The sequence below is a fragment of the Fundidesulfovibrio sp. YSD1 genome, from assembly GCF_055397115.1.
In genome coordinates, this window is sequence record NZ_AP043666.1 from 748,589 (window position 1) to 772,249 (window position 23,661).

Genomic DNA, 23,661 nt, shown 5'->3' on the forward strand with positions numbered 1-23,661 from the left:
GCGTCCGCGCCCTAGCCCCTCGCCGCCTTGACCGCCTCGCCGATCTTGGCGGTGAGGTCGTCGATGGAGAGCGGCTTGATCATGTAGTCGAAAGCCCCGAGCTTCATGCCGTCCATGCCGTCCTTGGTGGCTCCCTGCCCGGTGAGCAGGATCACCTGCACCGAGGGATGGCGCTGCCGGATGAGCTTGAGCACGTCCAGGCCCTTGAGCCCGGGCATGAACATGTCCAGGACCACCACGTCCGGGACCTGCTCCTCGATGACGGCCAGCCCCGCCTCTCCGCTTAGGGCCACCTTGCAGGCGATGCCCCGCAGGGACAGCCTCTCGCACAGCGTCTGGACGAACTCCTCTTCGTCGTCCACAAGCAGGACGTTCCAATCCTTGTCGGTCATTGTACCTGAGCCTCCACGGCTGCGCTGGGGGGGGCCATGACGGGCAGGACCACGGTGAACACGGTCCCTGTCCCCACCTCGCTTTGCACCGATATTTCCCCGCCGAGCCTTTTCACTATCCCGTAGGTGATGGACAGCCCGAGCCCCGTGCCCTTGCCCCGTTTCGTGGTGAAGAAGGGCTCGAAGATGCACTTGATGGTGTCCTCGGACATGCCGCACCCGTTGTCGCGGATGGAGAAGGCCACGTGCTCGGGCCCCTCGTTCCAGGAGCTCACCTCGATGGCCCCGTTGTCCGGTATGGCCGCCAGGGCGTTGTTCAGGATGTTCAGGATCACCTGCTGCAACTGGCCCCTGTCCGATTCGATGCGCCCGAGGTCCTGGGCGAGCTTGAGGTCGAGCCTGACGTTGCGGTGCTCGGCCTCGCGGGCCAGGAAGCCGGTGGTCTCCTGGATGACCTCGTTCAGGTTGAGCCCCTCGATCTTCACGTCCATGCGCCTGGCGAAGCCGAGCATCCGGTGCGTGATGCCCCGGCAGCGCTCCACGGCCTTGATGATGGCCTCCACCTGGGCGTCGAACTTGGCCTTGCCCGGGAAATCGCCCTGCAGGCCCAGGAGATCTTTCATGAGCCCGGCCTTCTCGTTGATGATGGCCAGGGGGTTGTTGATCTCGTGGGCCACGCCCGCCGCCAGCCTGCCGATAGAGGAGAGCTTCTGGGCGTGCTCCACCTGCCTGAAGGCCAGGGCGCGGCGCTCCTCGGATTCGCGCATGCGGTTGAGCAGGAGCCCGGTGAAGCGCGAAACCACGAAGAAGATCGCCAGCACGCCCGCCACGAAGATGAACAAGAGGTCCCCGCGCAGGTTGTACCAGGCCGTGAGCGCGCCCAGGCGCGGCTTGGCGGCCATGAGCACGAAATCGGTGTTGGGCACGTAGGCGTAGGCCAGGTAGATGTCGCGGCCCTCCGGGTCCTTCACGGAGATCACCTGGGGCTCGTAGGTCACGGGCGGAAGCTTGAGCGGGCTCGGCTCGAGCACGCTGCCGTAGAGGTGCGAAGCCGTCTGGAGAACGTTGCCCCGGTTGACCATGAAGGCGTCCGAGCCGGGCTCCAGGCCCATGGCCGCGATGATCTTGTCGAACTGCCTCGTGTCCAGGGTGGCGCGCAGGACCCAGGTCTCTCCGGATTCGGAGATGTGCTGCATGGAGATGACCACGTGGGGCAGCTTGCGGAAGCCCAGGAACACGTCGGAGATGTACTTGCCGTTGACGCGCACCTGGGCGAACCAATCCTGCGAGGAGTAGTCGCGGCCCTTCAGGTCGTAGGGGCCCACGTAGCTCACCTGGTGGCCGCGCGCGTCGATGAGCCCAAGGTCCACGAAGCCCTCGAACTCCTTGCGCATCACCCGGAATATCCGGCCCAGTTCGCGCTCGTCGGCCAGCTCCTGGAAGGTGTAGGCCTGGGCGATGAAGGCCACGGTGGAGGCGCGCTCGGCCAGGAAGAGGTCGATGGTGTTGCGCGTCTTGCCCAGGAGCACGCGCAGCGGGTTCTGGATCTCGCGCGCCATGGTGGTCTGGAACTCGACGAAGTTGATCGTGGCCATGAGCAGGAGAGGCAGGATGGTCACCACGGCCATGAGGCCGACGATCTTGTACTTGAGCGCGTCGTAGCGCTCGGGGGAGATCGAGTCCTCGCTGGTGTGCAGGTCGCGGAAATGCCTGGTGAAGATGTCACCGAGCATGGTCGTCCTCCTTGGCGGCGAAGAGGATGTCTCCCGCCTTGAGGGTGCCCTGCGCGAAATGCTTGAGCGCCGTCAGGGCCCTGGCCGCCACATTATCGATGACCTCCACCCTTTTCCAGCGAAGATAGTGGTAATATTCCTCCTCGATGCCCCCGCAGATGACCACGTCCACGTCCTTCCTGAGCGCCAGGTCGCACATGCCGTCGGCCGAGGCGTGGGGCAGGAGGAAGTCCTCGGTCTCCACGCCGCCGCCGGGCGCGACCATGGCCAGGAGCGCCTCCGAGGCCAGGTCGAACCTCGGGGCCACCTCGTCCTTGTACAGGGGAATGAGCACGCGCTTGATCCGCATGGCCTACTCCTTCTCCCCGGACGCGGCCAGGTGCGCGATGAGGTGCGCGGGCAGGCAGGCGGGGGGGATGGAGGGCTTGGTGCAGACCATCACGGCGTACTCGACGATATTGCGGAGCTCGCGCACGTTGCCCGGGTAGTCGTGGCCCAGGAGCAGCCGCCTGGCCTTGGGCGTGAAGCCGAGGACCTTCTTGCGGAACTTGGCCGCGAAGACCTCCAGGAAGTGCGCCAGCAGAAATTCGATGTCCTCGGGGCGCTCGCGCAGCGGCGGCAGGTCCAGGCGCATGGCCCCCAGGCGGTAGGCCAGGTCCTTGTGCATCGTGTCCGCGCGCACGAGCGACTCCGGGCTCTGGGGCGAGGAGGCGATGACCTTGGCCTGGGAGCGCACTGGGTTCTCGCTTCCGGCCGGGAGGATGACCTCCTCGTCGATGAACCGGGTGAGCCTGGCCTGGAGGGCCTGCGGCATCTCGCCCACGTCCGAGAGGTACACCGTGCCCGCCCCGGCCCTCTGGAACGCCCCGGGCGCTATCTCCCCCGACCCCTGGAGCCTGCCGAAGAGTTCGGCCTCCAGGGCCTCGGGCGGCATGGGGCCGCAGTTGACGCGCACGAAGGGCTCGCGCGAGCGCGGCGAGACCTTGTGGATGGCCTCGGCCACGGCGTCCTTGCCCGTGCCGGTCTCGCCGATGATCATCACCGGGGCGCCGGACTGGGCCATGGCCGGGATCAGGCGCATGATGCGCTCCATGGCCGGGCCCTTGCCCACGAGCTTGCCGATGCCGCCGGGCTCCTCCAGCCTGCGCTCGAGTTCCCGCAGTGCCGAGAGGTCCTCCACGAGGTCCAGCCTGAAGAGGTCCCGGCCCAGGGCGTCGCGCACGGGCACGGCCGAGATGCGCACCGGGATCCTGCGCCTGTGGCGGTTGACGATGTCGGTGTCCTCGGGGGCCCCCGCCGGGCAGCGGCGGTGGCACAGCCCGGAACGGATCACGTGACGGCACGGCGCCCCCCGCGCCTCCTCCCTGGAGAAACCGGTCAGGCGTTCCAGGGCGGAGTTGAGCGTGACAACCCGGCCCTCCCGGTCCAGGACGGCCACGCCCAGGGGCAGGCCGTCCAGGACCGCCGGGAGGTCCAGGGATGCGAGCATTGCGGGGGACACGAGCGTCATATCGCGGTTTCTCCTTGCGTTGCGTTGCCGTCTTTCAGGACGTCAGGACGCATGACACACTGAAACCTTCACTTTATCAATTAGTTTAGTGGCCGCCGCCGCCGACGAGGCCGGAGGCCACAATCAGGAGCACCAGCACTTCCAGGATGGCGATCACGGCGAAGGCCTTGTCCTTCTTGCCGAGAAAAGCCGGGATGAGCGGCAGGTAGGCCACGATGGTCAGCCCCGCCAGCAGCACGATGCCCAGGAAGTTGACGAAGTCGCCCTTGCCCAGAAGCACGAGCCAGCCCCAGCCGTTGGGGACCTTGCCCTCGGCCAGGTAGGTGCCCACCGGCTTAGACCAGAGCACGGTGATCTGGTCCATGGGCACGTGCGGGGGCAGGATGCCCGCCAGGTAGACGATGTAGGTCACGGCCATGAGGGCGAGCCCGCCCCAGCAGCCCCAGAACAGGATCTCGGCGTATACCAGCTGCTCCCTCGGGGTCTCGACGGGGGCGCAGACGTTCTTGTTTTCGGCCATGTGGATTCTCCTTCTCCTGTGAGTTTGTTAGTAGCCCAGGCCCTTGAGCAGCGCCTTGCCGCCGGAGAAAAGCAGCACGCCGATGACCATGTAGCGGATGAACTTGGGTTTGGCCTTGGCCAGGAGCTTCACGCCCGCGAAGGAGCCGAGCATCAGGCCGATGACCGAGGGGATGGCCATGAGCGGGACCACGCAGCCCTGGTTCAGGTAGACCCAGGCCGCCGAGGTGTCCGTGATGGACAGCAGGAACTTGGAGGTGCCCACGGAGATCTTGAGCGGGGCGCCCATGAGCAGGTTGAGCACCGGGACGTTGGCCCAGCCCGCGCCCAGGCCGAACATGCCGGCCATGACGCCGATGATGATGAACATCAGAAGGCCCGGCAGGGTGCGGTGGGTCTTCCAGTGCACGGTCTCGCAGGTGGAGGGGTCGTAGTAGGTGCCGTTCATGCCCAGCGCCAGGCCCAGGGCGTCCTGCTTGGTGACCACGGGGTTGGCCGTGTTCTTGGAGACCAAGAGCAGGATGGCGATGAAGAGGATGGTGCCGCCCAGGCAGAGCTGGATCACGTTGGTGGGCAGCGCCAGGCCCATCATCGCGCCCACCACGGCACAGGAGCTGGCGATGAGCGCCACGGGCAGGGCCAGGCGCAGGCTGGCCATGTTGCGCTTGAGAAGGCCCGGTCCGGCGGCCAGGGCTCCGGCCAGGGCGACCAGCAGGCCCGCTCCGCGCACGAAGTCCAGGTGGAACGGGAAGAAGCCGCTGACCAGGGGCACGTAGAGCACGCCGCCGCCCACGCCCGCGAGCACGGCGATGATGCCCAGCACGAAGCAGAACACCAGAAGGATCGCCGGCCACATCCACCAGGGGCCGGACGGGGTTCCGGCCGCTCCGGCGGCCTCGCTCACGGCCTGCGCCCCGCCGCTCGCGGCGGCGTAGGCGAACGCAGCGCCCGCCAGGCCCAGTGCCAGGACAACCATACCGATTCGCAACCATCTCGATTTCATGTTCGCACGCTCTCCCTTGCTTCCAGATTCTGAAGGATCCGTCCGGCGAAACCGTCGGCGGCACGCCCCACGCTTGTTATTTCCGGAACAATCAAGAAGCGTACCAGACACAATCGTTGTTATTTCAGTATATTAAAAAACAGCCGAAAGGCGTCGTGCGGCAACCGTTTGCCGCTATCGGCAAAACATTGCCGCAAACCGCTTCCCTTTTTCGAAGGGAAAGAGTAGCCGGAAACGTGAGCGGCATTGTTTTTCCTCCCCGCTCGGACACCGTAAAACGGTGTCAGGAGGAACACATGAGTAGCGGCAAAAATTTGCCGATTCGTCTGGACCTGGACGACCTGCCCGCAGAGGGCGGCGGCGTCACCGCCGTGCTCATCGGCTCGAAAGCCATGCGCGAGGCCCACCAATTGGCCTCGCAGGTGGCCACCTCGGACGCGCCGGTGCTCCTGCAGGGCGAATCGGGCACCGGCAAGGAGCTCTTCGCCAGGCTCATCCACGCCATGTCCAACCGGCGCGAGAAGCCCTTCGTGCCGATCAACTGCGGGGTGCTGAAGGACGAGCTCTTCGCGGACAAGTTCTTCGGCCACGAGGCCGGGGCCTTCACGGGAGCCTCGCGCCAGCAGCGCGGCAGCTTCGAGCTGGCCGGCGACGGGACGCTCTTTCTCGACGAGGTGGGCGAGATCCCGCCCAACAACCAGGCGGACTTCCTGCGCGTTCTCGAGCAGCGCACGTTCAGGCGCCTGGGCGGCGACCGGGACCTGCCCTTCGAGGCCCGCATCGTTGCCGCCACCAACCGCAACCTGCTGGAGATGGTCAAGGCCGGGCTCTTCCGGGCGGACCTCTTCTACCGCCTGAACGTGGTGCCCGTGTTCCTGCCGCCGCTCAGGCAACGCCGGGAGGACATCCCGGTGCTGGCCGCGCACTTCGTGGACCACTTCAGCCACCGCTACCACCGTTCCGGCATGCGCCTCTCGGACGAGGCCCTGTCCATCCTCACGGGCTACGCCTGGCCGGGCAACGCGCGCGAACTGCGCAACCTCATCGAGCGCCTCGTGCTCGTGAACCCCGGCGGCGTCATCGGCCCGGAGGACCTGCCCGCCGAGCTGCACCCCGGGGCCCAGAGCCAGATGGAGGACCCCGCGCCGGAAAGCATGACCCTGGAGGCGGCCGTGCGCGACGCGGAGATGCGGGCCATCGTCAGGGCCTTCCGCCACTGCCGGGGCAACAAAGGGCTCACGGCCCAGACGCTGGGCATCTCGCCCAGGACCCTGCGCTACAAGATAAGCGAATACGGCATGGTGCTCTCCCGGCACCTGAAGTGAGGGTGGCCCGCCGCGCGGCTGCGGCAAATTCTTGCCGCGCCCGGGCGAACAGGAAAAGGCGCGCGGCTTCGGGGGCGAAAGGCCGGGCTCGGGATCGAAATAAATGCGGAACGGCCAGAGCCTCGCGGGGGAAAACCCCGGAAGCGCCGGCCGTCAGGCGAAGGGAAATCCCTCAGCAGGTGGTGGAGAACTGGTCGAGCAGGCTGATGAGCCTGGATTCGTCCAGGGGCTTTCGCATCACCGCGTCCGCGCCGAACTCCAGGGCGTAGTCCAGGTAGTCGAAGTTGAGGGTCCTGCCGCCGCCCGAGATGGCCAGGACCTTCACCCCCGGGGCGATGTCCTTGACGTCCAGCACCACCTGGAGCCCGGAGGTGGAGTCCAGGAAGATGTCGGTGATGACCATGTCCACCTGGGCCGAGCCCAGGACCTCCGGCAGACATGAGCCGTCCCTGGCCAGCATGACCTTGTGCCCGACCTTCTTGAGCATCTCGGTGATGTGGTTGGCGCTCACTGCGTCGTTTTCGATAAGCATGATCTTCACGAATGACCGCTCCCAGAGTGCATCCGGCAACTCCCCAGGACCCCGCTGATTGGCGGTATACGTGAACCAGGAGGGGAGTCGTCCAGAGGGGAAATCCCTACTCTTCGATGAGAGAACGGAGCGCCGGGTTCCTCCTTGCGGCACAAGGGCTCACGGCCGCCGGGAAACGCCCGTTGCGCTTTGCTCCCCCCGGTGTTAGCCGTTGCCATGCCCTCGAAAAGCTCCCCTTCCACGCCGCGCTTCAGCAGCGCGGCGGCCCTCCCCCGCCGGGGCGAGGTCAGGCCCGTTGACCAAGCAGCGAACCTGCTTCCCTGTTGAGTTCCTGCGTCGGCTGCGGCTGGTGCTGCCTGACTGACCAGTGCGTCGAATCGCGCATCCTGCACGGCTACCGCGAACGCTGCCCGGAGGTCGCCTGGGACGACTCCCTGAAGCTCTACCGCTGCGGCCTGTCCTCCCAGAATAAATTCAGGGAGCTCCTGGCCATGGGCGAGGGCTGCTGCGCCCCGCTCAACCCCTGGCGAAGCGACGTGCGCAACCGCGACACGGGCTGACCCGCATCCCCGCACCCTTCCCGCCGGGCGCGCGTCGTCCGCCCCTCCCTTGCGGACCGTCCCCGGCCCGCCACGAACCTTGCCGTCACATTTTCAAGTCTCCCCGACCCCGGAGGCGGTCACGCCTTTCCGCCCTCCATTGACATCCTGGTCAAAATCGAATTTTATCCCGTCAACAGGCAGGCAAACAGAATGATCGACGAAATCGACCAGCAAATTCTGACGATACTTCAGCAGAACGCCCGCACGTCCAACGCGGACATGGCCCGCGCCGTAGGCATGGCCCCCTCGGCCGTGCTCGAGCGCGTGCGCAAGCTGGAGGCCCGGGGCGTGATCGCGGGCTACGAGGCCCGCATCGACCCCGAGGCCCTGGGGCTCACGCTCACGGCGTTCACCTTCGTCAAGACCGAGGAGCCCGTGGGCGCGACCGACACGGGCGAGGCCCTGGCCGCCCTGCCCGAGGTCATGGAGGTGCACTACGCCGCGGGCTCGGCCGCGTACCTGATCAAGGTGCGCGTGGCAGGGCCGCGCGCCCTGGCGGACCTGCTCAAGCGCATCGGCGCGCTGCCCACGGTGCGCGACACCAACTCCACGGTGGTGCTCCAGACGGTGAAGGAAACGGGCGTCATGCCCGTGGGCTAGAAGGCCCGGCGAACCACGACCTCCCGCCCCGGGCGTTCCCCGGAGGGCGTTTCATCCAGGAGAAAGACCCATGCTTCCAGAGGGAATCGACCAGGCCATCACGGCGCGCGGCAAGGAGTTCTTCGCGAGCATCAGGGGCGAGGCCCCGTCCGTCTTCAACAAGGGCTTCTGGACCGGCAAGGTCATGGACTGGGCCATGCGAAACGAGGACTTCAAGGTCCAGCTGTTCCGCTTCGTGGACGTGCTGCCCTACCTGAACTCCGCGGACTCGCTCCAGCGCCACATCGAGGAGTACTTCACGGGCGCGGGCTCGGGCGACATCCCGGCCGTGCTCAAGTGGGGCGCGGAGAAGTCGGGCTTTTTGGGCGCGGTGGCGGCCAAGGTCATGGGCAAGGCCATCCGCTCCAACATCGAGGGCATGGCCAGGCAGTTCATCGTGGGCGAGAACACCCGCGAGGCCGTGAAGAACCTGGCCAAAATCCGCAAGGACGGCTTCGCCTTCACCGTGGACCTCCTGGGCGAGGCCACCGTGTCCGAGGAGGAGGCCCAGGCCTACCGCGACGGCTACCTGGAGGTGCTGGAGGCCATCGCCCGCGAGCAGGGCTCCTGGAAGCCCCTGGGGTCCGGCGCGCAGGGCCTGGACTGGGGCCACGCGCCCAGGGTGAACGTGTCCATCAAGCCCTCGGCGCTCTACTCCCAGGCCAAACCCGCGGACTTCGAGGGCTCGGTGGAGGCGATACTCGAGCGCATGCGCCCCATCTACCGCATGGTGATCGCCATGGGCGGGGCACTGTGCATCGACATCGAGCAGCTCAAGTACAAGGACATGACCATCGAGCTGTTCAAGCGGCTGCGCACCGACCCCGAGTTCGTGGCCTGGCCGCACCTCTCCGTGGTGCTCCAGTGCTACCTCAGGCAGACCGAGGACGACCTGCGCGCGCTCCTGGCCTGGGCCAGGGCCAACAACCTGCCCATGGGCATCCGCCTGGTGAAGGGCGCGTACTGGGACTACGAGACCGTGGTCAGCAGGCAGATGGGCTGGGACATCCCGGTGTGGACGCGCAAGCCCGAGTCCGACCTGGCCTTCGAGCGCTGCTCGGCCATGGTGCTCCAAAACAGCGACCTGATCTACTTCCAGTGCGCATCGCACAACATCCGCTCCATAAGCTTCGTCATGGAGGCGGCCCGGGCCCTTGGCGTGCCCGAGAGCCGCTACGAGTTCCAGGCGCTCTACGGAATGGCCGAGCCCGTGCGCAAGGGGCTCCTCAAGGTGGCGGGGCGCGTCAGGCTCTATTGCCCCTACGGCGAGCTGCTGCCGGGCATGGCCTACCTAGTGCGCAGGCTCTTGGAGAACACGGCCAACGAGTCCTTCCTGCGCCTGACCTTCGCCGAGGGCGAGGCCGAGGACAGGCTTCTGGAGAACCCGGCGCTGACCCTCGAGCGCGAGCTCTCCCAGGCCGCGCCGCCCAGGCCCGCGCCCAAGGGCCCGGGAGGCCTGGACGGCTTCGCCAACTTCCCCCTGGCGGACTTCACGCAAAAAAGCCTGCGCGAGGCCTTCCCCAAGGCCATCGCCAAGGTGCGCTCCGGTGCCGGGGGCGTCTGCCCGCTCTTCATCGGCGGCCGGGACGTGCTCACGGACGACCGCGTCCCCTCCACCAACCCGGCCGACCCCTCCGAGGTGCTGGGCCTGGTCTGCCAGGCCGGAATCCGGGAGACGGAGCAGGCCGTCGCGGCCGCGAAAAAGGCCTTCCCGGCCTGGCGCGACGCGGGCCCTGCCGAGCGCGCCGGGGTGCTCCTGCGCGCGGCGGCCATCGCCCGGGAGACCATCGCGGACCTCTGCGCCATCCAGGTGCTGGAGGTGGGCAAGCAGTGGGACCAGGCCTACAACGACGTGGCCGAGGCCATCGACTTCCTGGAGTACTACGCCCGCGAGGCCCTGCGCCTGGGCGCGCCCCGGCGCATGGGCCGCGCCCCGGGCGAGCAGAGCCACCTGTTCTACGAGCCCAAGGGCCTGTGCGCGGTGATCGCCCCGTGGAACTTCCCCCTGGCCATCTCCTGCGGCATGTCGGCGGCGGCCATGGTGGCGGGCAACTGCGTGGTCTACAAGCCCTCGGGCATCTCGGCGCTCACCGGCAGGGGGCTGGTGGACATCTTCAGGAAGGCCGGGCTGCCGGACGGCGTGTTCAACTTCTGCCCGGGCCGGGGCTCTGTAATGGGCGACTGCCTGGTGGAGCACCCGGACATAAGCGTCGTCGCCTTCACGGGCTCCATGGAGGTGGGGCTCAGGATCATGGAGAAGGCCGCGCGAGTGGCCCCGGGCCAGGCCAACTGCAAGCGCGTGATCGCCGAGATGGGCGGCAAGAACGCCATGATAATAGACGACGACGCGGACCTGGACGAAGCCGTGACTGCGGCGGTCTACTCGGCCTTCGGCTTCCAGGGCCAGAAGTGCTCGGCGCTCTCGCGGCTCGTGGCGCTGGACGAAATCTACGACCGCTTCATGGAGCGCCTGGTGGCGGCCTGCTCGTCGCTCAAGATCGGCCCGGCCGAGGACCCGGCCAACTTCATGGGGCCCGTGGCGGACAAGGGCCAGATGGACACGGTGCTCCAGTACGCGGCCATTGCGCGCTCCGAGGGGCGCGTGGCACTGGAGCGCGTCACCCAGGGCCCGGGCTGGTACGCCCCGCTGGTGGTGGTCGAGAACATCCGGCCCGAACACCGCATCGCCCAGGAGGAGGTCTTCGGCCCGGTCCTGGCCGTGATGCGGGCGAAAAACTTCGACGAGGCCATGGCCATGGCCAACGACTCGCGTTTCGCGCTCACCGGCGGCGTGTTCTCCAGAAGCCCGAAAAACCTGGAGAAGGCCCGGCGCGAGTTCCGCGTGGGCAACCTGTACCTGAACCGCAACATCACCGGCGCGCTGGTGGAGCGCCACCCCTTCGGCGGAGCAAGGATGTCGGGCGTGGGCTCCAAGGCTGGCGGCCCGGACTACCTGCTCCAGTTCATGGACCCGCGCGTGGTCAGCGAGAACACCCTGCGCCGGGGCTTCACACCCATCGGGGAGGACGACGACTGGCTGGCCTGATCCGCCCTGGCCCCGCCCGCTTCACGGCCGGATGCCCCGCGCGGGCATCCGGCTTTTTTCGTGCGCGGCGCGCCGTCGCCTCCCGCGCCTTTTCCGGAACAATTCCACCGGATTCATCAACTGTGAAATCGAAGGCCCACTTTACCATGGAGCACCTTTTCATTATGATTATTCAATGAGCGAACAGACACGGGAATCCGTCACTCTAAAACGCTTCAGCCTTGCCCTTCTCGTTGCCTGGACAATAATCCTCGCGAACGCCTTCTACTTTCTTTCTTGTCGCGAAATGGATAGAATAACCACCATCGCAGTAGGAATTGCACGTTCGAACTACGACAAGGACCTCGCCTACCGTCGCTGGAACGCGACGCACGGAGGCGTCTACGTTCCGGTCACGGAGTCCATGCAGCCAAACCCGTACCTGGATGCGCCCGGCAAGGTGGTCACCACCACTGACGGCCGGGTGCTCACGCTGGTCAACCCGGCCTACATGACCCGCCAGGTCCAGGAGATGGAAGGCGCGGATTACGGGGTCAAGGGCCACATCACGAGCCTGAACCCCGTCCGGCCGGGAAACTCCCCGGACGAATGGGAGGCGCGCGTTCTCAAGGACATGAGCAGGGGAAAACAGGAGGTCAGCGAGGTCGCCGACCTGAACGGCTCCTCGCACCTGCGCTACATGCGCGCCGTGATTGCCGAGGAGCGCTGCCTCAAATGCCACGCCTGGCAGGGCTACAAGCTGGGTGACGTGCGCGGGGGCATCTCGGTGTCCGTGCCCATGGCCTCCTTCATGGAACTGCACGCCACCGAGATGGAGCGCCACGCCCAGGTGCTCCTGGCCCTGTGGATCGTGGGGTGCGCGGGCATCCTGTACGGCCGTTCCCTGGTTTCCCATCAGATCGAAAGGCGCGCGGCCCTGCACGCCAGCGCGGTGGAGGCCCGGCTCGCGGCCGAGGCCGCCAGCCGGTCCAAGTCCGAATTCCTGGCGGCCATGAGCCACGAGGTGCGTACGCCCCTGAGCGGCCTCATGGGCATGCTCCAACTTTTGAGCGAGGCGCCCCTGCCCCGAGAGCAGGCGGAGCGCGCCGACATGGCCCTGGAGTCCTCCCGCAAGCTCCTGGCCATCATCAACGACATCCTGGACCTCTCGCGGGTGGAGTCGGGCCTCTACGAGCTCGTCCCTGCCCCGGTGCGACCCTCGGACGTGGCCGAATCCGTGGCCGGGCTCTTCGCCAAGGAGGCCGCGCGCAAGGGCCTGGAGCTCAAGACGCACATCCACCCGAGCGTCCGCCAACCCGTGCTGGCCGACGGGGGCAGGCTCGCGCAGATGCTCATCAACCTCCTGGGCAACGCCGTGAAATACACCGACGAGGGGTCAGTCTCCCTGACCGCGTACTCCGTGACCCACCCGGACCCGCTGCGGCCGCGCGTCCTGGTCTTCGAGGTGCGAGACAACGGGCCTGGGATCGCGCCGGAGCACCTGAGCGCCGTCTTCTCGCCGTTCACCAGGCTGGAGGCCGCAGCGGGGAGCGGGCGCGAAGGGGCCGGGCTGGGCCTGGCCATCGTGAGCAGGCTCACGCGGATGATGGGCGGGGAGATAAACGTGGACACGGCCCCGGGCCAGGGGTGCGCGCTCTACCTGAGCATCCCGGTGCGCCCGGCCCCCGAGGGCGCGGGCCAGGCCGGCTTCGCCCCCCGGCCCGAACCCGGGGCGAGGGCGGGCGCGGTGCTCCTGGTGGAGGACGAGAAGGTGAACCGCCTGGCCACCAAGGCCATGCTCGAAAAGCTCGGGCATGCGGTAACGGCCGTGGCCTCGGGCCCGCAGGCCCTGGAGGCCGTGCGCGCGGGGCGCTTCGACGTGGCGCTCATGGACGTGCGCATGGAGGGGATGGACGGGGTACGGACGCTTGAGGCCATCCGCGAGTTGCCCGGCGGGCAGGGCCGGGAGCTGCCCGTGCTGGCGTTCACCGCCCAGGCCATGGGCGGCGACAGGGAACGCTTCCTGGCCGCTGGCTTCGACGGCTACCTCCCCAAGCCCGCCGGAAAGGACGACCTGGCCAGGGCCGTGGCCGAGGCCCTGGCCTCGGGCAGGCGCGGCCGGACCTGAAAGGGCGTCCGCCCGGCCGGTGGGGGAAGGCTATCGCCGCCCTCCCCCCGGGCCGGTCGATTGCCCGGCTCCGCTACATCGCTCCAGTACCTGCCTTGCGCTCGGCCTTCCTGGCCTTCACGAATCCCCGCCATTCCTCCAGCGAGAGCTTGCCGTCGCCGTTCACGTCGGCCTGCTTGAAGTTCCCCTGCGTGAACTTGGGGAACTGCTTCTGAATCTCCTCGCGGGTCAGGGAGCCGTCGGAGTTGGCGTCGATGCGGTCGAAGAAGCGGTGCTTGCCCGCTTCCTGGGCGAAGGCGGAAGCGGCGCACAGGGTCAGGAGCGCGGCCGCGGCAAAGGCGATCAGTCGTTTCGACATGGTTTTCCTCCAGGGTGTTCCCGCCCGGGCTTTCCGGACGGTTCCCCCTGGAGTCGCGGGGCGCGACGCGCCGGTTACGCGGACGAAAAAAGCGCCGGACGGTCATCCCGCCCGGCGCTCGCGTGTTCGCGTTTACGCGCGGCCTAGCTTTCGTAGTAGCTGCGCAGGTGCTGGCTGCGCACGGGGTGGCGCAGCTTGCGCAGGGCCTTGGCCTCGATCTGGCGGATGCGCTCGCGGGTGACGTTGAAGAGCTTGCCCACTTCCTCGAGAGTGTGGTCGCTCTTCTCGCCGATGCCGAAACGCTTGCGCAGCACCTGCTCCTCGCGGGGGGTGAGGTCCGAGAGCACCCGGGCGATCTGCTCGGTGAGCTTGGTGTTCACCACCTCCTCGGCCGGGGCCAGGGCCTTCTTGTCCTCGATGAAGTCGCCCAGGCTCGAATCCTCTTCGTCGCCGATGGGCGTCTCCAGGGAGATGGGCTCCTTGGCGATCTTGAGCACCTTCTTGACCTTCTCCAGCGGGTAATCCATGCGCTCGGCGATCTCCTCGGGGGTGGGGTCGCGCCCCAGCTCCTGCACGAGGTAGCGCGAGGTGCGGATGAGCTTGTTGATGGTCTCGATCATGTGCACGGGGATGCGGATGGTGCGGGCCTGGTCCGCGATGGCGCGGGTGATGGCCTGCCTGATCCACCAGGTGGCGTAGGTGGAGAACTTGTAGCCGCGCTGGTACTCGAACTTGTCCACGGCCTTCATGAGCCCGATGTTGCCTTCCTGGATCAGGTCCAGGAACTGCAGGCCCCTGTTGGTGTACTTCTTGGCGATGGAGACCACCAGGCGCAGGTTGGCGCGGATGAGCTCCTGCTTGGCGCGCGAGGCGGCGTTGTTGCCGCGCTTGATGCGCCAGAGCACTTCCTCCAGGTCGGGCACGTGGTGGCAGCACTTGTCCTGGAGGCGGTGGAGGATCTCCATCTTGGCCAGGATCATTTCCTTGAAGGAGAAGATCTCCTCCACGGTCATGCCCAGGGCGGAGGCAGCGACCATGGGGTTGATCTCGCGGGCCTCCAGCTGGTGGAAGAGGCCCTGGATCTCCACCTGGGTCTTGCCCGTGGAGAGGATGTAGGCCGAGAGGTCGCGCTGGCAGTTGTGCATCTGGCGCACGTAGTCCTCGACGGTCTCGATGACGCGGTCGATGAGGGTCTTCTCCAGCTTGATGTCGCGAAGCCGGCCCACCACCTCGTCCTTGAAGGCCATGATCTCGCGCTGCACGCCCGCCACGCGGCGCTCCAGGCAGGCGCAGGAGTCGAGCTTGCCGTAGACCTTGCGGCGCTTCTTGAAGATGGCCTTGAGCTCGTCGAGCAGGAGGATGACGCGCGAGCGCTGGTTCATCTCGTCTTCGGAGGGGTCGTCCTCCTCGATGGTCTTGACCACGTCTTTGAGCTTGATGCGCCCGATCTTCAGGTCCTCGCCCACCTGGATGAGCTCCTCCAGGGCCACGGGGACCTCCACCAGGGCGTAGAGCACCTCCATCTCGCCGTTCTCGATCTTCTTGGCGATGGTCACCTCGCCGTCGCGGTCGAGAAGCGGCACCGCGCCCATCTCGCGCAGGTACATGCGCACGGGGTCGGTGGAGCGCGCGGAGTAGTCCAGCGCGTCCTCGGACTCGGTCAGTTCGAGGCCGCCCTCGTCCGGGGCCTCTTCGCCCTCGGTGGGCATGACCTCGATCTTGCGCATCTCCTTCTCGGAATCGACGATGGCGATGTCCATGGAGTCGAAGATGGAGATCACTTCCTCGATCTGGTCCGGATTGGCGGACAGCTCCGTGGGCAAGGCCTTGTTGACTTCCTCGAAGGTGAGGAAGCCCTTTTCCTTGCCCTTGGCGATGAGGGTCTTGATCTGCTGGATGTCCTTGATGTTGCTCACTGATTCCTCCCCACAAGCTCGCTGAAGGCGGCCATGAGGCGTTTCTCCTCGGCGGAGTCGCCCCGGTCGCGCGCCGAACGCATGGCCTCTATGAGTTCGCGCTTGTGCGCATCGGCCCACGCGCGTGAGGCATGGGCCGTTATGTCCTGCCACCAGTTCGCCTCTTCCGCTTCGGAGAGGGGCGGCTTGCTGGCGCATTGTCCCCAGAAACTCTTCTGTTTCTCGTCCAGGTAGGGCAGCACGTCGTACTGGCCGAACTGGGCGAGAAGACGCCAAAAAGCCCTGGCCCTCCCGGTGGCCAGGGTTTCGAAGATGCCCATCCGCTCAAGCTCCGGAATGTGCGACGGGCAGCGGATGGCGAATTCAAGTATCTGTGCGTCCTTCTTGGCTTCCGCGCTCACCGGCCGCGTGCGCCGCGCCGCCTCCGGGCTCGCGGCCCCGGCGGCCTTGCCCGCGCGGCTTAAGCGCGAGGCGGCCAGGTTGCGCAATTCGTGCTCGCCTATGCCCAGGCCGTGGGCCAGGCGGGTCAAAAGCCCCGCGCGCATCAGGTCGGACGGCAGGCCGTCCAGGAATTCCAGGGCCCAGTCCACCACCTCCTTGGAGGAGCGCATGCGCCTGATGGTGGTCAGGCAGAAATCGAGCCCTTCGCGCGCCGAATCGAGAAATCCCTTGAACGTTTCCGCCCCGCCGGATTTCAGCAGGCTGTCGGCGTCCTCGCCCTGGGGCAGAAGCACCACGCGGCACTCCGCTCCCTGGGAGAGGAGCATCTGCGCGCTCCTCAGCGCGGCCTTCTCCCCGGCGGGGTCGCCGTCGAACACCAGCGTGACCTGGCGGATGAAGCCCGTCAGGCGCTTCACCTGCTGGGGCGTCAGCGCCGTGCCGAGCACGCCCACGGCCTCGGGGAAACCGTGCTGGTGCAGCGCGATCACGTCCAGGTATCCCTCCGTGAGAAGAGCGCGGCCAGCCCGGGAAAGATGGGGCCTCGCCTGGTGCAGTCCGAAAAGATGCTCGCCTTTCTTGTAGACCACCGAGTCCGAGCTGTTCAGGTACTTGGGCTCGCCCTCGCCCATGACCCGCCCGCCGAAGGCCACCACCTTGCCGGAGACCTCGTGGATGGGGAACATGAGCCTGCCCCTGAACCTGTCCCAGACCCGCCCGTCGTCGCCGCGCGCCAGAAGCCCGGCGGACACGGCGTCGTGCGGCTTGAAGCCCCTGGAGGTCAGCACGCGCTCCAGGCCGTGGAAGTCGTCCGGCGAAAAGCCCAGCTGGAAGCGTTCCGCCATCTCGGCGCTCACCCCGCGCCGTTCGAGATACCGCCTGGCCCCTTCGCCGGCCGGGCCGCGCAGGCAGTCGCGGTAGAAGTCCCGCGCCAGGGCGTGCATGTCGCCCGCGGCCTGCCTCAGGCGCAGCCGCTGCGCCTCCTGGGGGTCCGGTTTGAATTCGGCCAAGGCGATACCCGCCTCACGAGCCAATTGCTCCAAACCTTCCCGAAAGTCCAGGCCGTTGATGCGGCAGTAGAAATCGATCACGTCCCCCGAAGCCTGGCAGCCGAAGCAGTAGAAGACGCCCTTTTCCTGGTTGACGCTGAACGACCCGGTCTTCTCGTTGTGGAACGGGCAGAGCCCCACAAGCCGCGATCCGACGGACTTGAGCTCCATGTACCGCCTGACCAGGTCGGCGATGTTCAACCGGGACTTGAGAGCCTGGATGGCCCTGGGATCGGTCTTCATGAATCTCGCCCGTTCGGGTTGCGGACAAGCTAAGTTCGTTTCCGCCCGGGGCAACCCCCGGGGGGCGTCTTTATTTCAATTCCACCATGGTCATGCCGTCGCCGCCCCGGTCCTCGGGAGCGACCTCGAAGGAGGCCACTGCCGGAAAGTCCTTGAGAAACGCGTGCACCTCGCGCCGAAGCGCCCCGGTGCCGCGCCCGTGCACGATCTCCAGGCTGCCGATGCCGCGCAGGATGGCCTTGTCGAGAAAGGCCGCCAGCTCCGAGAGCGCCGCGTCCGCGCGCATGCCGCGCAGGTCGAGGACCATGGACGGCCCGGAGGGCGCCGGGGGCGCGTTCACGGGAGCCTGGGCCGGGGCCTTGGGGCGCTCCGCCCCGCCCTTGGCCGGGGAGACGTCCTCGAAGGCGGCCCAGAGGCTCACGCCGCCCATGTCCAGCTTGAGCGAGCGGCGCTTCTCGTCGCGCTCCAGCACCGTGCCGGACTTCTCCCAGCCCTTGAGCGTGACGCGCGCGCCAACGGCCGCTTCCTCGAAGCTCCAGGCGGGCGCGGCGGCGGCAGGGGCCTCGGCCCCGGCGGGCTCGAGGGAGAGCTTTTCCACGTCCCGCCGCGCCTGGGCGAGCTCCTTGAGGGCCTGCTTGCGCCCGATCTTCTCCTGCTCGGCCTGGCGCAGGATGGTCCGGGACTTGGCGGCCAGCTCGTCCAGGAGCTTCTTGCGTTCCTTCTCGAAGCTCTCGGCGAGCTTCAGGCGGCGCTCGTTCAATTTCCGGCGCTCCTGGGCCAGGGCGGAAAGCTCGTTCTCGCGCTCCAGCGCCAGCTCGTTCAGCCTGTCGAAGAGCCTTGCCGAATCCTCGCCGCCCATGAGCAGGTACTTCTGGGCCTGGTCCAGCACGTCCTCGTCCAGGCCGCAGTCGCGGGCCACGTCCAGGGCCACGGAGGAGCCCACCTGGTCGTAGGCCAGCACGTAGAGCGGCTTCTTGCTCTTGGGGTCGAAGAGCATGGAGGCGCTGCGCACCCCGGGCTTGGTCAGGCCGTAGGCCTTGAGCGCCGGGAAGTGCGTGGCCGCGGCCACGAAAGCGCCCTTCTCCAGAAGCTTGTCCACAACGGCCTGAGCCAGAGCCGCGCCCTGGGAGGGGTCCGTGCCCGCGCCGAACTCGTCCAAAAGCACAAGCGCGCCGGAATCCAGCCCGCCCCAGGCGCGGCTCAAGTGGCTTATCTGGGCGGTGAAGGTGGAGAGGTGGTCCTCCAGGCTCTGCTCGTCGCCCATGAAAACGTAGACCTCGCGCCAGAACGGCAGGCGGCTGCCCTCACCGGCCGCCAGGGGCAGCCCGGCCAGGGCCATCACGGCCGAGAGCCCGAGGGTCTTCAGGCACACGGTCTTGCCCGCCGCGTTGGCCCCGCTGATGATCAGCGCGCGCTGGTCGGGCTTGAGGAGGATGTCCACGGGCCTGGCCTTGCCGGGCTCGGTGAGGGCCAGCAGCGGGTGCCTGGCCGAGAAGAGCTCCACCGAGCCCCCGCCGCCGACATCCGGCACCTGACCGTCCAGGAGCCCGGCCAGGGAGGCCTTGGCCAGGATCACGTCGGTGTCCACGGCCAGCAGGTAGGCCGCGCGCAGGGCGTCCTCCTCGTCGCGGGCCAGGTTGGTGAGGTAGCCCAGGACCTTCTGCTCTTCCTCGCGCTCCTCGCGCTTGAGCTCCTGGAGGCGGTTGTTCACCTCCACCAGGAACATGGGCTCCACGTAGCAGGTCTCGCCGGTCTGGGAGTAGTCGTGGATGATGCCCTGCACGCGGCCCTTGAAGTTGGCCTTGAGCGGCAGGACGTAGCGGTCCGAGGAGATGGTCATGAAGTCGTCCTGGAGGTAGGGCCCAAGGCCCTCCTTGGAGACGAAATCCTTGACCTGCGATGTGCAGCGCTGGTGGATGCGCCTGATCTCCTGGCGCACGGAGAAGAGCTCGGGGCTCGATTCGTCGCGCAGCCCGCCGTCCTTGGCCAGGCAGCGTTTGAGCGCCGGGTGCAGGCGCTCGGGCCACGGCGCGGACAGGACTGTCTCGGCCAGGAGCGCCCAGCGCGGGGCGTCGGGATTCTGGGAGAAATGCTCGCGCAGCGCCCTGGCGGCCTCCAGCACCTCGCGCACGGCCCAGAGGCCGTCGGCGTCCAGGACGCGGTGGCCCTGGGAAAGATAGTGGAACACGCCGTCCAGCTGGGGGAACGACTGGATGCGAAGCCCGGTCTCCGAGGCGCAGGCAACGGCCTGGCGCAGGAGCTCCTGGGCGTGGGCAAGGGCCGTGGGTCCCGGAAGGGGCGTGAGGTCCAGGCAGGCCTGCGCTCCGGGTTCGCTGGCCGCCAGCTTGGCGAGGTGGGCCAGGACCTTGGAAAATTCGAGCTGTGCGAGGGCGCGGGCGTTCATGGCTGGTCTTGGGGTGAAACGCAGGTGAAGGATGCGGGGCCGTACGCTTGACCGGCCCGGGCCTGAACGGATGAAGCCGCCACGCGTCCGGCGCGGCGGCCTTGCTGCCCGCCCGCGCGGGTTTCGAACGCCGCGTGGCGCGAGGCTTTGCGTCCATGAAAAACTGCTTGCGCGTTTTTCATGGACGGCCGGTCAGCCGAGCCTCTGCCTGACCAGTTCCCCGGCGGCCTTGCCGTCGATGCGGCCCTTGTGCGCGGCCATGAGCGCCTGCATGACCTTGCCGAACTCCTTGGCGGAGGCGGCCCCGGTCTGGGCGATGGCCGCGTCGACCGCGGTGGCCGTCTCCTCGGGGGAGAGTTGGGCGGGCTGGTAGCCGCGCAGCACGGCCAGTTCGGCCTCTTCGCGCTGGGCCATTTCCACGCGCCCGGCCTGGCCGAACTGCTCGATGGATTCCAGGCGCTGCTTGACCTGGCGGGCCACGACCTCGAGCACCTCCTCGTCGGAGAGGGGGCGCATGAGTTCGACCTGCCGGTTCTTGATGGCCGTCTTGAGCATCCTCAAGACGGCCACCCGGACTTCCTCATGGGCCTTGTAGGCGGCCAGAAAGTCTTTTTCGATCTGTTCTTGGAGAGTCATTACATTTGGTTGATCTTGCGCATCTTCTTGAGCAGGCGCTTGCGGGCCGCAGCCTTCTTCTTCTTGCGCATGACGCTCGGCTTCTCGTAGTGCTGACGCTTTTTCAGCTCGGAGAGAATGCCGGCCTTCTCCACCTGCTTCTTGAAACGGCGCAGGGAGATGTCGAAGTTGTCGGATTCTTCAAGGTAAACACCGGGCAAAGAGATCACCCCCTCTTCCGGTCCGGCTCAATGGCCGGACGCCCGTAGATATCTCATTCGAGAAAGAAAAGCTGGATACCCTGGCTTCAGGCCCTGGGCAAGCATTATTTTCCGAAAGGCCAAAAAAGGACCGCCCGGCCTTTCGGCCGGGCGGCGGGAATCGTCGGGCGCCGGAGCCTGTTCCCCTCTTCCGGCCGCCGGGGCTTTCACCCCGCCCGCCGGCAACAGGCGCATGGAACCGAGGAGGCGGGCATGCCGTTTCCGGCATGCCCATTCCCAAAAAAATGATGCTACTTCACCGCGTCCTTGAGCAGCTTGCCGGGGCGGAACTTCACCACCTTGGAGGCGGGAATCTTGATCTCGGCACCCGTGCGGGGGTTGCGGCCGGTGCGGGCCTGACGCTCTTCGACCAGGAAAGTGCCGAACCCGGTCAGGGTGAGCTTGCCGTCGGAAACCAGAGTGGCCTCGACAGCCTCCAGGAAGGCGTTCAGGGCGCGTTCGGCGTTGGCCTTGGTAATTCCGGCCTTCTCAGCGATTTTAACAACCAGATCAGCCTTCGTCATCTGTCCTCTCCTCCTCGGTTCTGTTGCGATACGCGCCTTTGGCGTATCGAGGCTTTCTCGCAATCGTCAAAGCCGGACGCCGGAAGGCGGCCCGGCTGTATACACAACCCGCTAGCCACGCGGAAGTGGCTCAGGCTTATAGCAATCAAAGGTCAATGTCCAGCGGGAATGCCCTATTTTTGCGGACTCCCGGGGGTTTTTCCCCTTTCGCGGCCGTTTTGCGCCTCTGAGGGAGTTTGCGACAAATCCATGAATTCCAGCAACTTGCCTATTTGGGCCGGGGAGAGCTCCTCGGGGCGGCAGGAGGCCGACAACCCTTCGCTTTCCAGATACCCCCGGGCCGCCCCGGACAGGCGCGCGCCAAGTATCCGCCCGAGCTGCTTGCGGCGCATCCCGAAGAGTTCCTTGATGAAGCGCCCGAGCCTGCCGGGCCTTTCCGGGCGCTCGGACAGGGGCCTGGGCGTGAAGGCCACCACGGCGGAGTCCACCTTGGGGCGCGGGGTGAACACGTTGGGCCCCACCTTGAAGAGCTTCTCGGCGGTGACGAAGCTCTGGAGCCACACCGTGAGCCCGCCGTAGTCCTTGGTGCGGGGCTTGGCCACGATGCGCTCGGCCACCTCCAACTGGACCATGAACACGGCCCTGGCGAAGTCCGGGCAGCGCCAGGCCACGTCCCACATGATGGGCGAGGCCACGTTGTAGGGCAGGTTGCCCACGATGCGCACCGGGGCGATCCGCCCCAGCCGCTCCCAGGAGAACTCCATGGCGTCGGCGTTGACCACGGCGAGCCCGGGCCAGGCCCGCGCGAGCTCCGGGGCGAGCCCGGAGTCCTTCTCCAGGGCCATGACCCGCGAAGCCTGGCCCTGCATGAGAAAGCCCGTGAGCGCCCCCCTGCCCGGCCCTATCTCCAGCACCGAGTCGCCGGGGCGGACGCCCAGGGCGTCCACGATCCGGCGGGCGGTGTTGGGGTCGGTCAGGAAGTTCTGGCCGAGGCTTCGTTTCGGTCGGCTCGAGAATCCGCCGCTCACGCCTGACTCGCGGCTAGGGCCTGATCCAGGTCCTCGATGATGTCCTCGGCGCTCTCGAGGCCCACGGAGATGCGCACCAGGTCGGGCGTGACGCCCGCGTCCAGCTGTTCCTGGGGGGTGAGTTGGGAGTGCGTGGTGGAGGCCGGGTGGATCACCAGGGTCTTGGCGTCCAGGATGTTGGCCAGGTGCGAGCAGAGCTTCACCGAATCGATGAACTTGCGCCCGGCATTGAGCCCGCCCTTCACGCCGAAGCCGAACACGGCCCCGGGGCCCATGGGGAAGTATTTCCTGGCCCGGTCATAGTCGGAGTGACCGGGCAGGGCCGCGTAGTTGACGAAGCTCACGGCCGGGTGCGTCACCAGGAAGGTCGCCACCTTCAGGGCGTTCTCGCAGTGTGCCCGGGCGCGCAGGGGCAGTGTCTCCACCCCCTGGAGGATGAGGAACGCGTTCAGGGGGGCCAGGCAGGCCCCGGTGTCGCGCAAGAGCCCGCAACGCACCTTGAGCAGGTAGGCCATGCAGCGGAGCCGGTCCTCCTCCAGGCCGCAGAAGCTCTTGTAGAAGTTCACGCCGTGGTAGGTGGGGTCGGGTTCGGTGATCTCGGGGTATTTGCCCGACGCGGCCCAGTCGAAGGAGCCCTTCTCGATGATGGCCCCGCCGATGGAGTTGCCGTGGCCGCCGGTGATCTTGGTCAGCGAGTAGACGCAGACGTCCGCGCCGAAGTCGAAGGGGTTGAAGATGGGCGGCGGGGCCACGGTGTTGTCCACGACGAGCGGCAGGCCGTGGTCGTGGGCCACTTTGGCGATGGCCTCCATGTCGTCCACGTTGCAGCGCGGGTTGCCGATGGACTCGGTGAACACCAGCCGGGTGTTCTCGTCGATGGCCGAGGCGAAGTTGGCCGGGTCCGAGGACTCCACGAAACGCACCTCGATGCCGAAGCGCTTGAGCGTGTGCGCGAACAGCGTCACCGTGCCGCCGTAGAGGTTGGAGCCCGAGACGATGTTCTGCCCGGCCTGCGCGATGGCGGCCACGGCGTAGAAGATGGCGGACATGCCCGAGGCCGTGACCAGCCCGGCCGTGCCGCCGTGCATGGCCGCCAGGCGGTTCTCGAGAACCTCGTTGGTGGGGTTCATGATGCGCGAGTATATGTATCCGGGCTCCTTCAGGGCGAAGAGGTTCGCCGCGTGGTCGGTGTCGCGGAAGGTGTAGGAGGTGGTCTGGTAGATGGGGACCGCGCGCGAGCGGGTCTGGCTGTCCGGTGACTGGCCCGCGTGCAGGGCCAGGGTTTCGATGCCGGGCTTCTTGGCGCTCATTGTGTGCTCCTTGTTGACGCTAGCCGATTCTCTACTCGCGCGGCGCGAAAATGAAAAGGGAGTTGAGATGGTTTCCCGCCGGGTATACTTAAGGAACATGGCCCGCCC

Annotated in this window: 21 protein-coding genes; 5 read left to right on the plus strand and 16 right to left on the minus strand. The window is 67.1% G+C overall.

The genetic code is table 11. From position 1 onward, the window contains the following. Positions 1 to 11 precede the first annotated feature (11 nt). From ACZ5V4_RS03540 to ACZ5V4_RS03565, 6 genes are all read right to left on the minus strand, one after another. A complete protein-coding gene (locus tag ACZ5V4_RS03540; RefSeq protein ID WP_464316798.1) occupies positions 12 to 392 on the minus strand; it encodes a response regulator in 381 nt (126 codons plus the stop codon). After that, positions 389 to 2,125 (minus strand): sensor histidine kinase, encoded by a 1,737-nt coding sequence (locus ACZ5V4_RS03545; RefSeq protein ID WP_464316799.1) that lies wholly within the window; start codon positions 2,123 to 2,125, stop codon positions 389 to 391. Before ACZ5V4_RS03545 ends, ACZ5V4_RS03540 begins: the two co-directional genes overlap by 4 nt. After that, positions 2,115 to 2,474, minus strand: coding sequence for a NifB/NifX family molybdenum-iron cluster-binding protein (locus ACZ5V4_RS03550; protein WP_464316800.1), 360 nt, complete (start codon positions 2,472 to 2,474; stop codon positions 2,115 to 2,117). Before ACZ5V4_RS03550 ends, ACZ5V4_RS03545 begins: the two co-directional genes overlap by 11 nt. Before the next feature lie 3 nt (positions 2,475 to 2,477). Further along, complete coding sequence (locus ACZ5V4_RS03555; RefSeq protein WP_464316801.1) at positions 2,478 to 3,635, minus strand: sigma 54-interacting transcriptional regulator; 1,158 nt, start codon at positions 3,633 to 3,635, stop codon at positions 2,478 to 2,480. Between the two features lie 85 nt (positions 3,636 to 3,720). Then, on the minus strand, positions 3,721 to 4,155 hold the full coding sequence (locus ACZ5V4_RS03560; protein ID WP_464316802.1) for a DUF1634 domain-containing protein: 435 nt from the start codon (positions 4,153 to 4,155) through the stop codon (positions 3,721 to 3,723). A gap of 27 nt (positions 4,156 to 4,182) precedes the next feature. Continuing rightward, positions 4,183 to 5,130 carry a sulfite exporter TauE/SafE family protein gene (locus ACZ5V4_RS03565; protein ID WP_464316803.1) on the minus strand — a complete coding sequence of 316 codons (948 nt, stop codon included), beginning with the start codon at positions 5,128 to 5,130 and terminating at the stop codon, positions 4,183 to 4,185. A 323-nt stretch (positions 5,131 to 5,453) separates the two neighbouring features. Here ACZ5V4_RS03565 and ACZ5V4_RS03570 point away from each other — a divergent pair, with 323 nt between their 5' ends. Further along, complete coding sequence (locus ACZ5V4_RS03570; RefSeq protein ID WP_464316804.1) at positions 5,454 to 6,482, plus strand: sigma-54 interaction domain-containing protein; 1,029 nt, start codon at positions 5,454 to 5,456, stop codon at positions 6,480 to 6,482. Between the two features lie 172 nt (positions 6,483 to 6,654). Here ACZ5V4_RS03570 and ACZ5V4_RS03575 read toward each other — a convergent pair whose 3' ends face one another. Beyond that, positions 6,655 to 7,014, minus strand: coding sequence for a response regulator (locus ACZ5V4_RS03575; protein WP_464317807.1), 360 nt, complete (start codon positions 7,012 to 7,014; stop codon positions 6,655 to 6,657). 323 nt (positions 7,015 to 7,337) lie between these two features. Between ACZ5V4_RS03575 and ACZ5V4_RS03580 the strand changes: the two genes are divergently transcribed. The 4 genes from ACZ5V4_RS03580 to ACZ5V4_RS03595 all read left to right on the plus strand — a co-directional run bounded on the left by ACZ5V4_RS03580 (position 7,338) and on the right by ACZ5V4_RS03595 (position 13,408). Continuing rightward, complete coding sequence (locus tag ACZ5V4_RS03580; protein WP_464316805.1) at positions 7,338 to 7,574, plus strand: hypothetical protein; 237 nt, start codon at positions 7,338 to 7,340, stop codon at positions 7,572 to 7,574. A gap of 192 nt (positions 7,575 to 7,766) precedes the next feature. After that, on the plus strand, positions 7,767 to 8,216 hold the full coding sequence (locus tag ACZ5V4_RS03585; RefSeq protein ID WP_464316806.1) for an Lrp/AsnC family transcriptional regulator: 450 nt from the start codon (positions 7,767 to 7,769) through the stop codon (positions 8,214 to 8,216). A gap of 70 nt (positions 8,217 to 8,286) precedes the next feature. Then, on the plus strand, positions 8,287 to 11,301 hold the full coding sequence (locus tag ACZ5V4_RS03590) for a proline dehydrogenase family protein (protein WP_464316807.1): 3,015 nt from the start codon (positions 8,287 to 8,289) through the stop codon (positions 11,299 to 11,301). A gap of 286 nt (positions 11,302 to 11,587) precedes the next feature. Next, the gene (locus ACZ5V4_RS03595) at positions 11,588 to 13,408 is read left to right on the plus strand and encodes an ATP-binding protein (RefSeq protein ID WP_464316808.1); all 1,821 of its coding nucleotides are present in this window, start codon (positions 11,588 to 11,590) and stop codon (positions 13,406 to 13,408) included. A 73-nt stretch (positions 13,409 to 13,481) separates the two neighbouring features. Here the strand turns inward: ACZ5V4_RS03595 and ACZ5V4_RS03600 are convergent, their stop codons facing one another. The 9 genes from ACZ5V4_RS03600 to ACZ5V4_RS03640 form a co-directional block, all read right to left on the minus strand. Beyond that, the gene (locus ACZ5V4_RS03600) at positions 13,482 to 13,766 is read right to left on the minus strand and encodes an EF-hand domain-containing protein (RefSeq protein WP_464316809.1); all 285 of its coding nucleotides are present in this window, start codon (positions 13,764 to 13,766) and stop codon (positions 13,482 to 13,484) included. Positions 13,767 to 13,909: 143 nt separating this feature from the next. Further along, the gene (gene rpoD / locus ACZ5V4_RS03605) at positions 13,910 to 15,682 is read right to left on the minus strand and encodes an RNA polymerase sigma factor RpoD (RefSeq protein WP_464316810.1); all 1,773 of its coding nucleotides are present in this window, start codon (positions 15,680 to 15,682) and stop codon (positions 13,910 to 13,912) included. Continuing rightward, positions 15,679 to 17,412, minus strand: coding sequence for a DNA primase (dnaG, locus tag ACZ5V4_RS03610; protein WP_464316811.1), 1,734 nt, complete (start codon positions 17,410 to 17,412; stop codon positions 15,679 to 15,681). Before dnaG ends, rpoD begins: the two co-directional genes overlap by 4 nt. Positions 17,413 to 17,482: 70 nt before the next feature. After that, positions 17,483 to 19,816, minus strand: a complete 2,334-nt coding sequence (locus ACZ5V4_RS03615) for an endonuclease MutS2 (protein WP_464316812.1) — start codon at positions 19,814 to 19,816, stop codon at positions 17,483 to 17,485. Positions 19,817 to 20,008: 192 nt separating this feature from the next. Next, positions 20,009 to 20,452, minus strand: coding sequence for a GatB/YqeY domain-containing protein (locus ACZ5V4_RS03620; protein ID WP_464316813.1), 444 nt, complete (start codon positions 20,450 to 20,452; stop codon positions 20,009 to 20,011). Next, the gene (gene rpsU, locus ACZ5V4_RS03625) at positions 20,452 to 20,652 is read right to left on the minus strand and encodes a 30S ribosomal protein S21 (protein WP_173081155.1); all 201 of its coding nucleotides are present in this window, start codon (positions 20,650 to 20,652) and stop codon (positions 20,452 to 20,454) included. Before rpsU ends, ACZ5V4_RS03620 begins: the two co-directional genes overlap by 1 nt. A gap of 290 nt (positions 20,653 to 20,942) precedes the next feature. Then, a complete protein-coding gene (locus tag ACZ5V4_RS03630) occupies positions 20,943 to 21,215 on the minus strand; it encodes an HU family DNA-binding protein (protein WP_464316814.1) in 273 nt (90 codons plus the stop codon). 173 nt (positions 21,216 to 21,388) lie between these two features. Next, positions 21,389 to 22,243 carry a 16S rRNA (adenine(1518)-N(6)/adenine(1519)-N(6))-dimethyltransferase RsmA gene (gene rsmA / locus ACZ5V4_RS03635; protein ID WP_464316815.1) on the minus strand — a complete coding sequence of 285 codons (855 nt, stop codon included), beginning with the start codon at positions 22,241 to 22,243 and terminating at the stop codon, positions 21,389 to 21,391. Continuing rightward, positions 22,240 to 23,553 (minus strand): O-acetylhomoserine aminocarboxypropyltransferase/cysteine synthase family protein, encoded by a 1,314-nt coding sequence (locus tag ACZ5V4_RS03640; protein WP_464316816.1) that lies wholly within the window; start codon positions 23,551 to 23,553, stop codon positions 22,240 to 22,242. The genes rsmA and ACZ5V4_RS03640 overlap by 4 nt, the downstream gene beginning before the upstream one ends. Positions 23,554 to 23,661 lie beyond the last annotated feature (108 nt).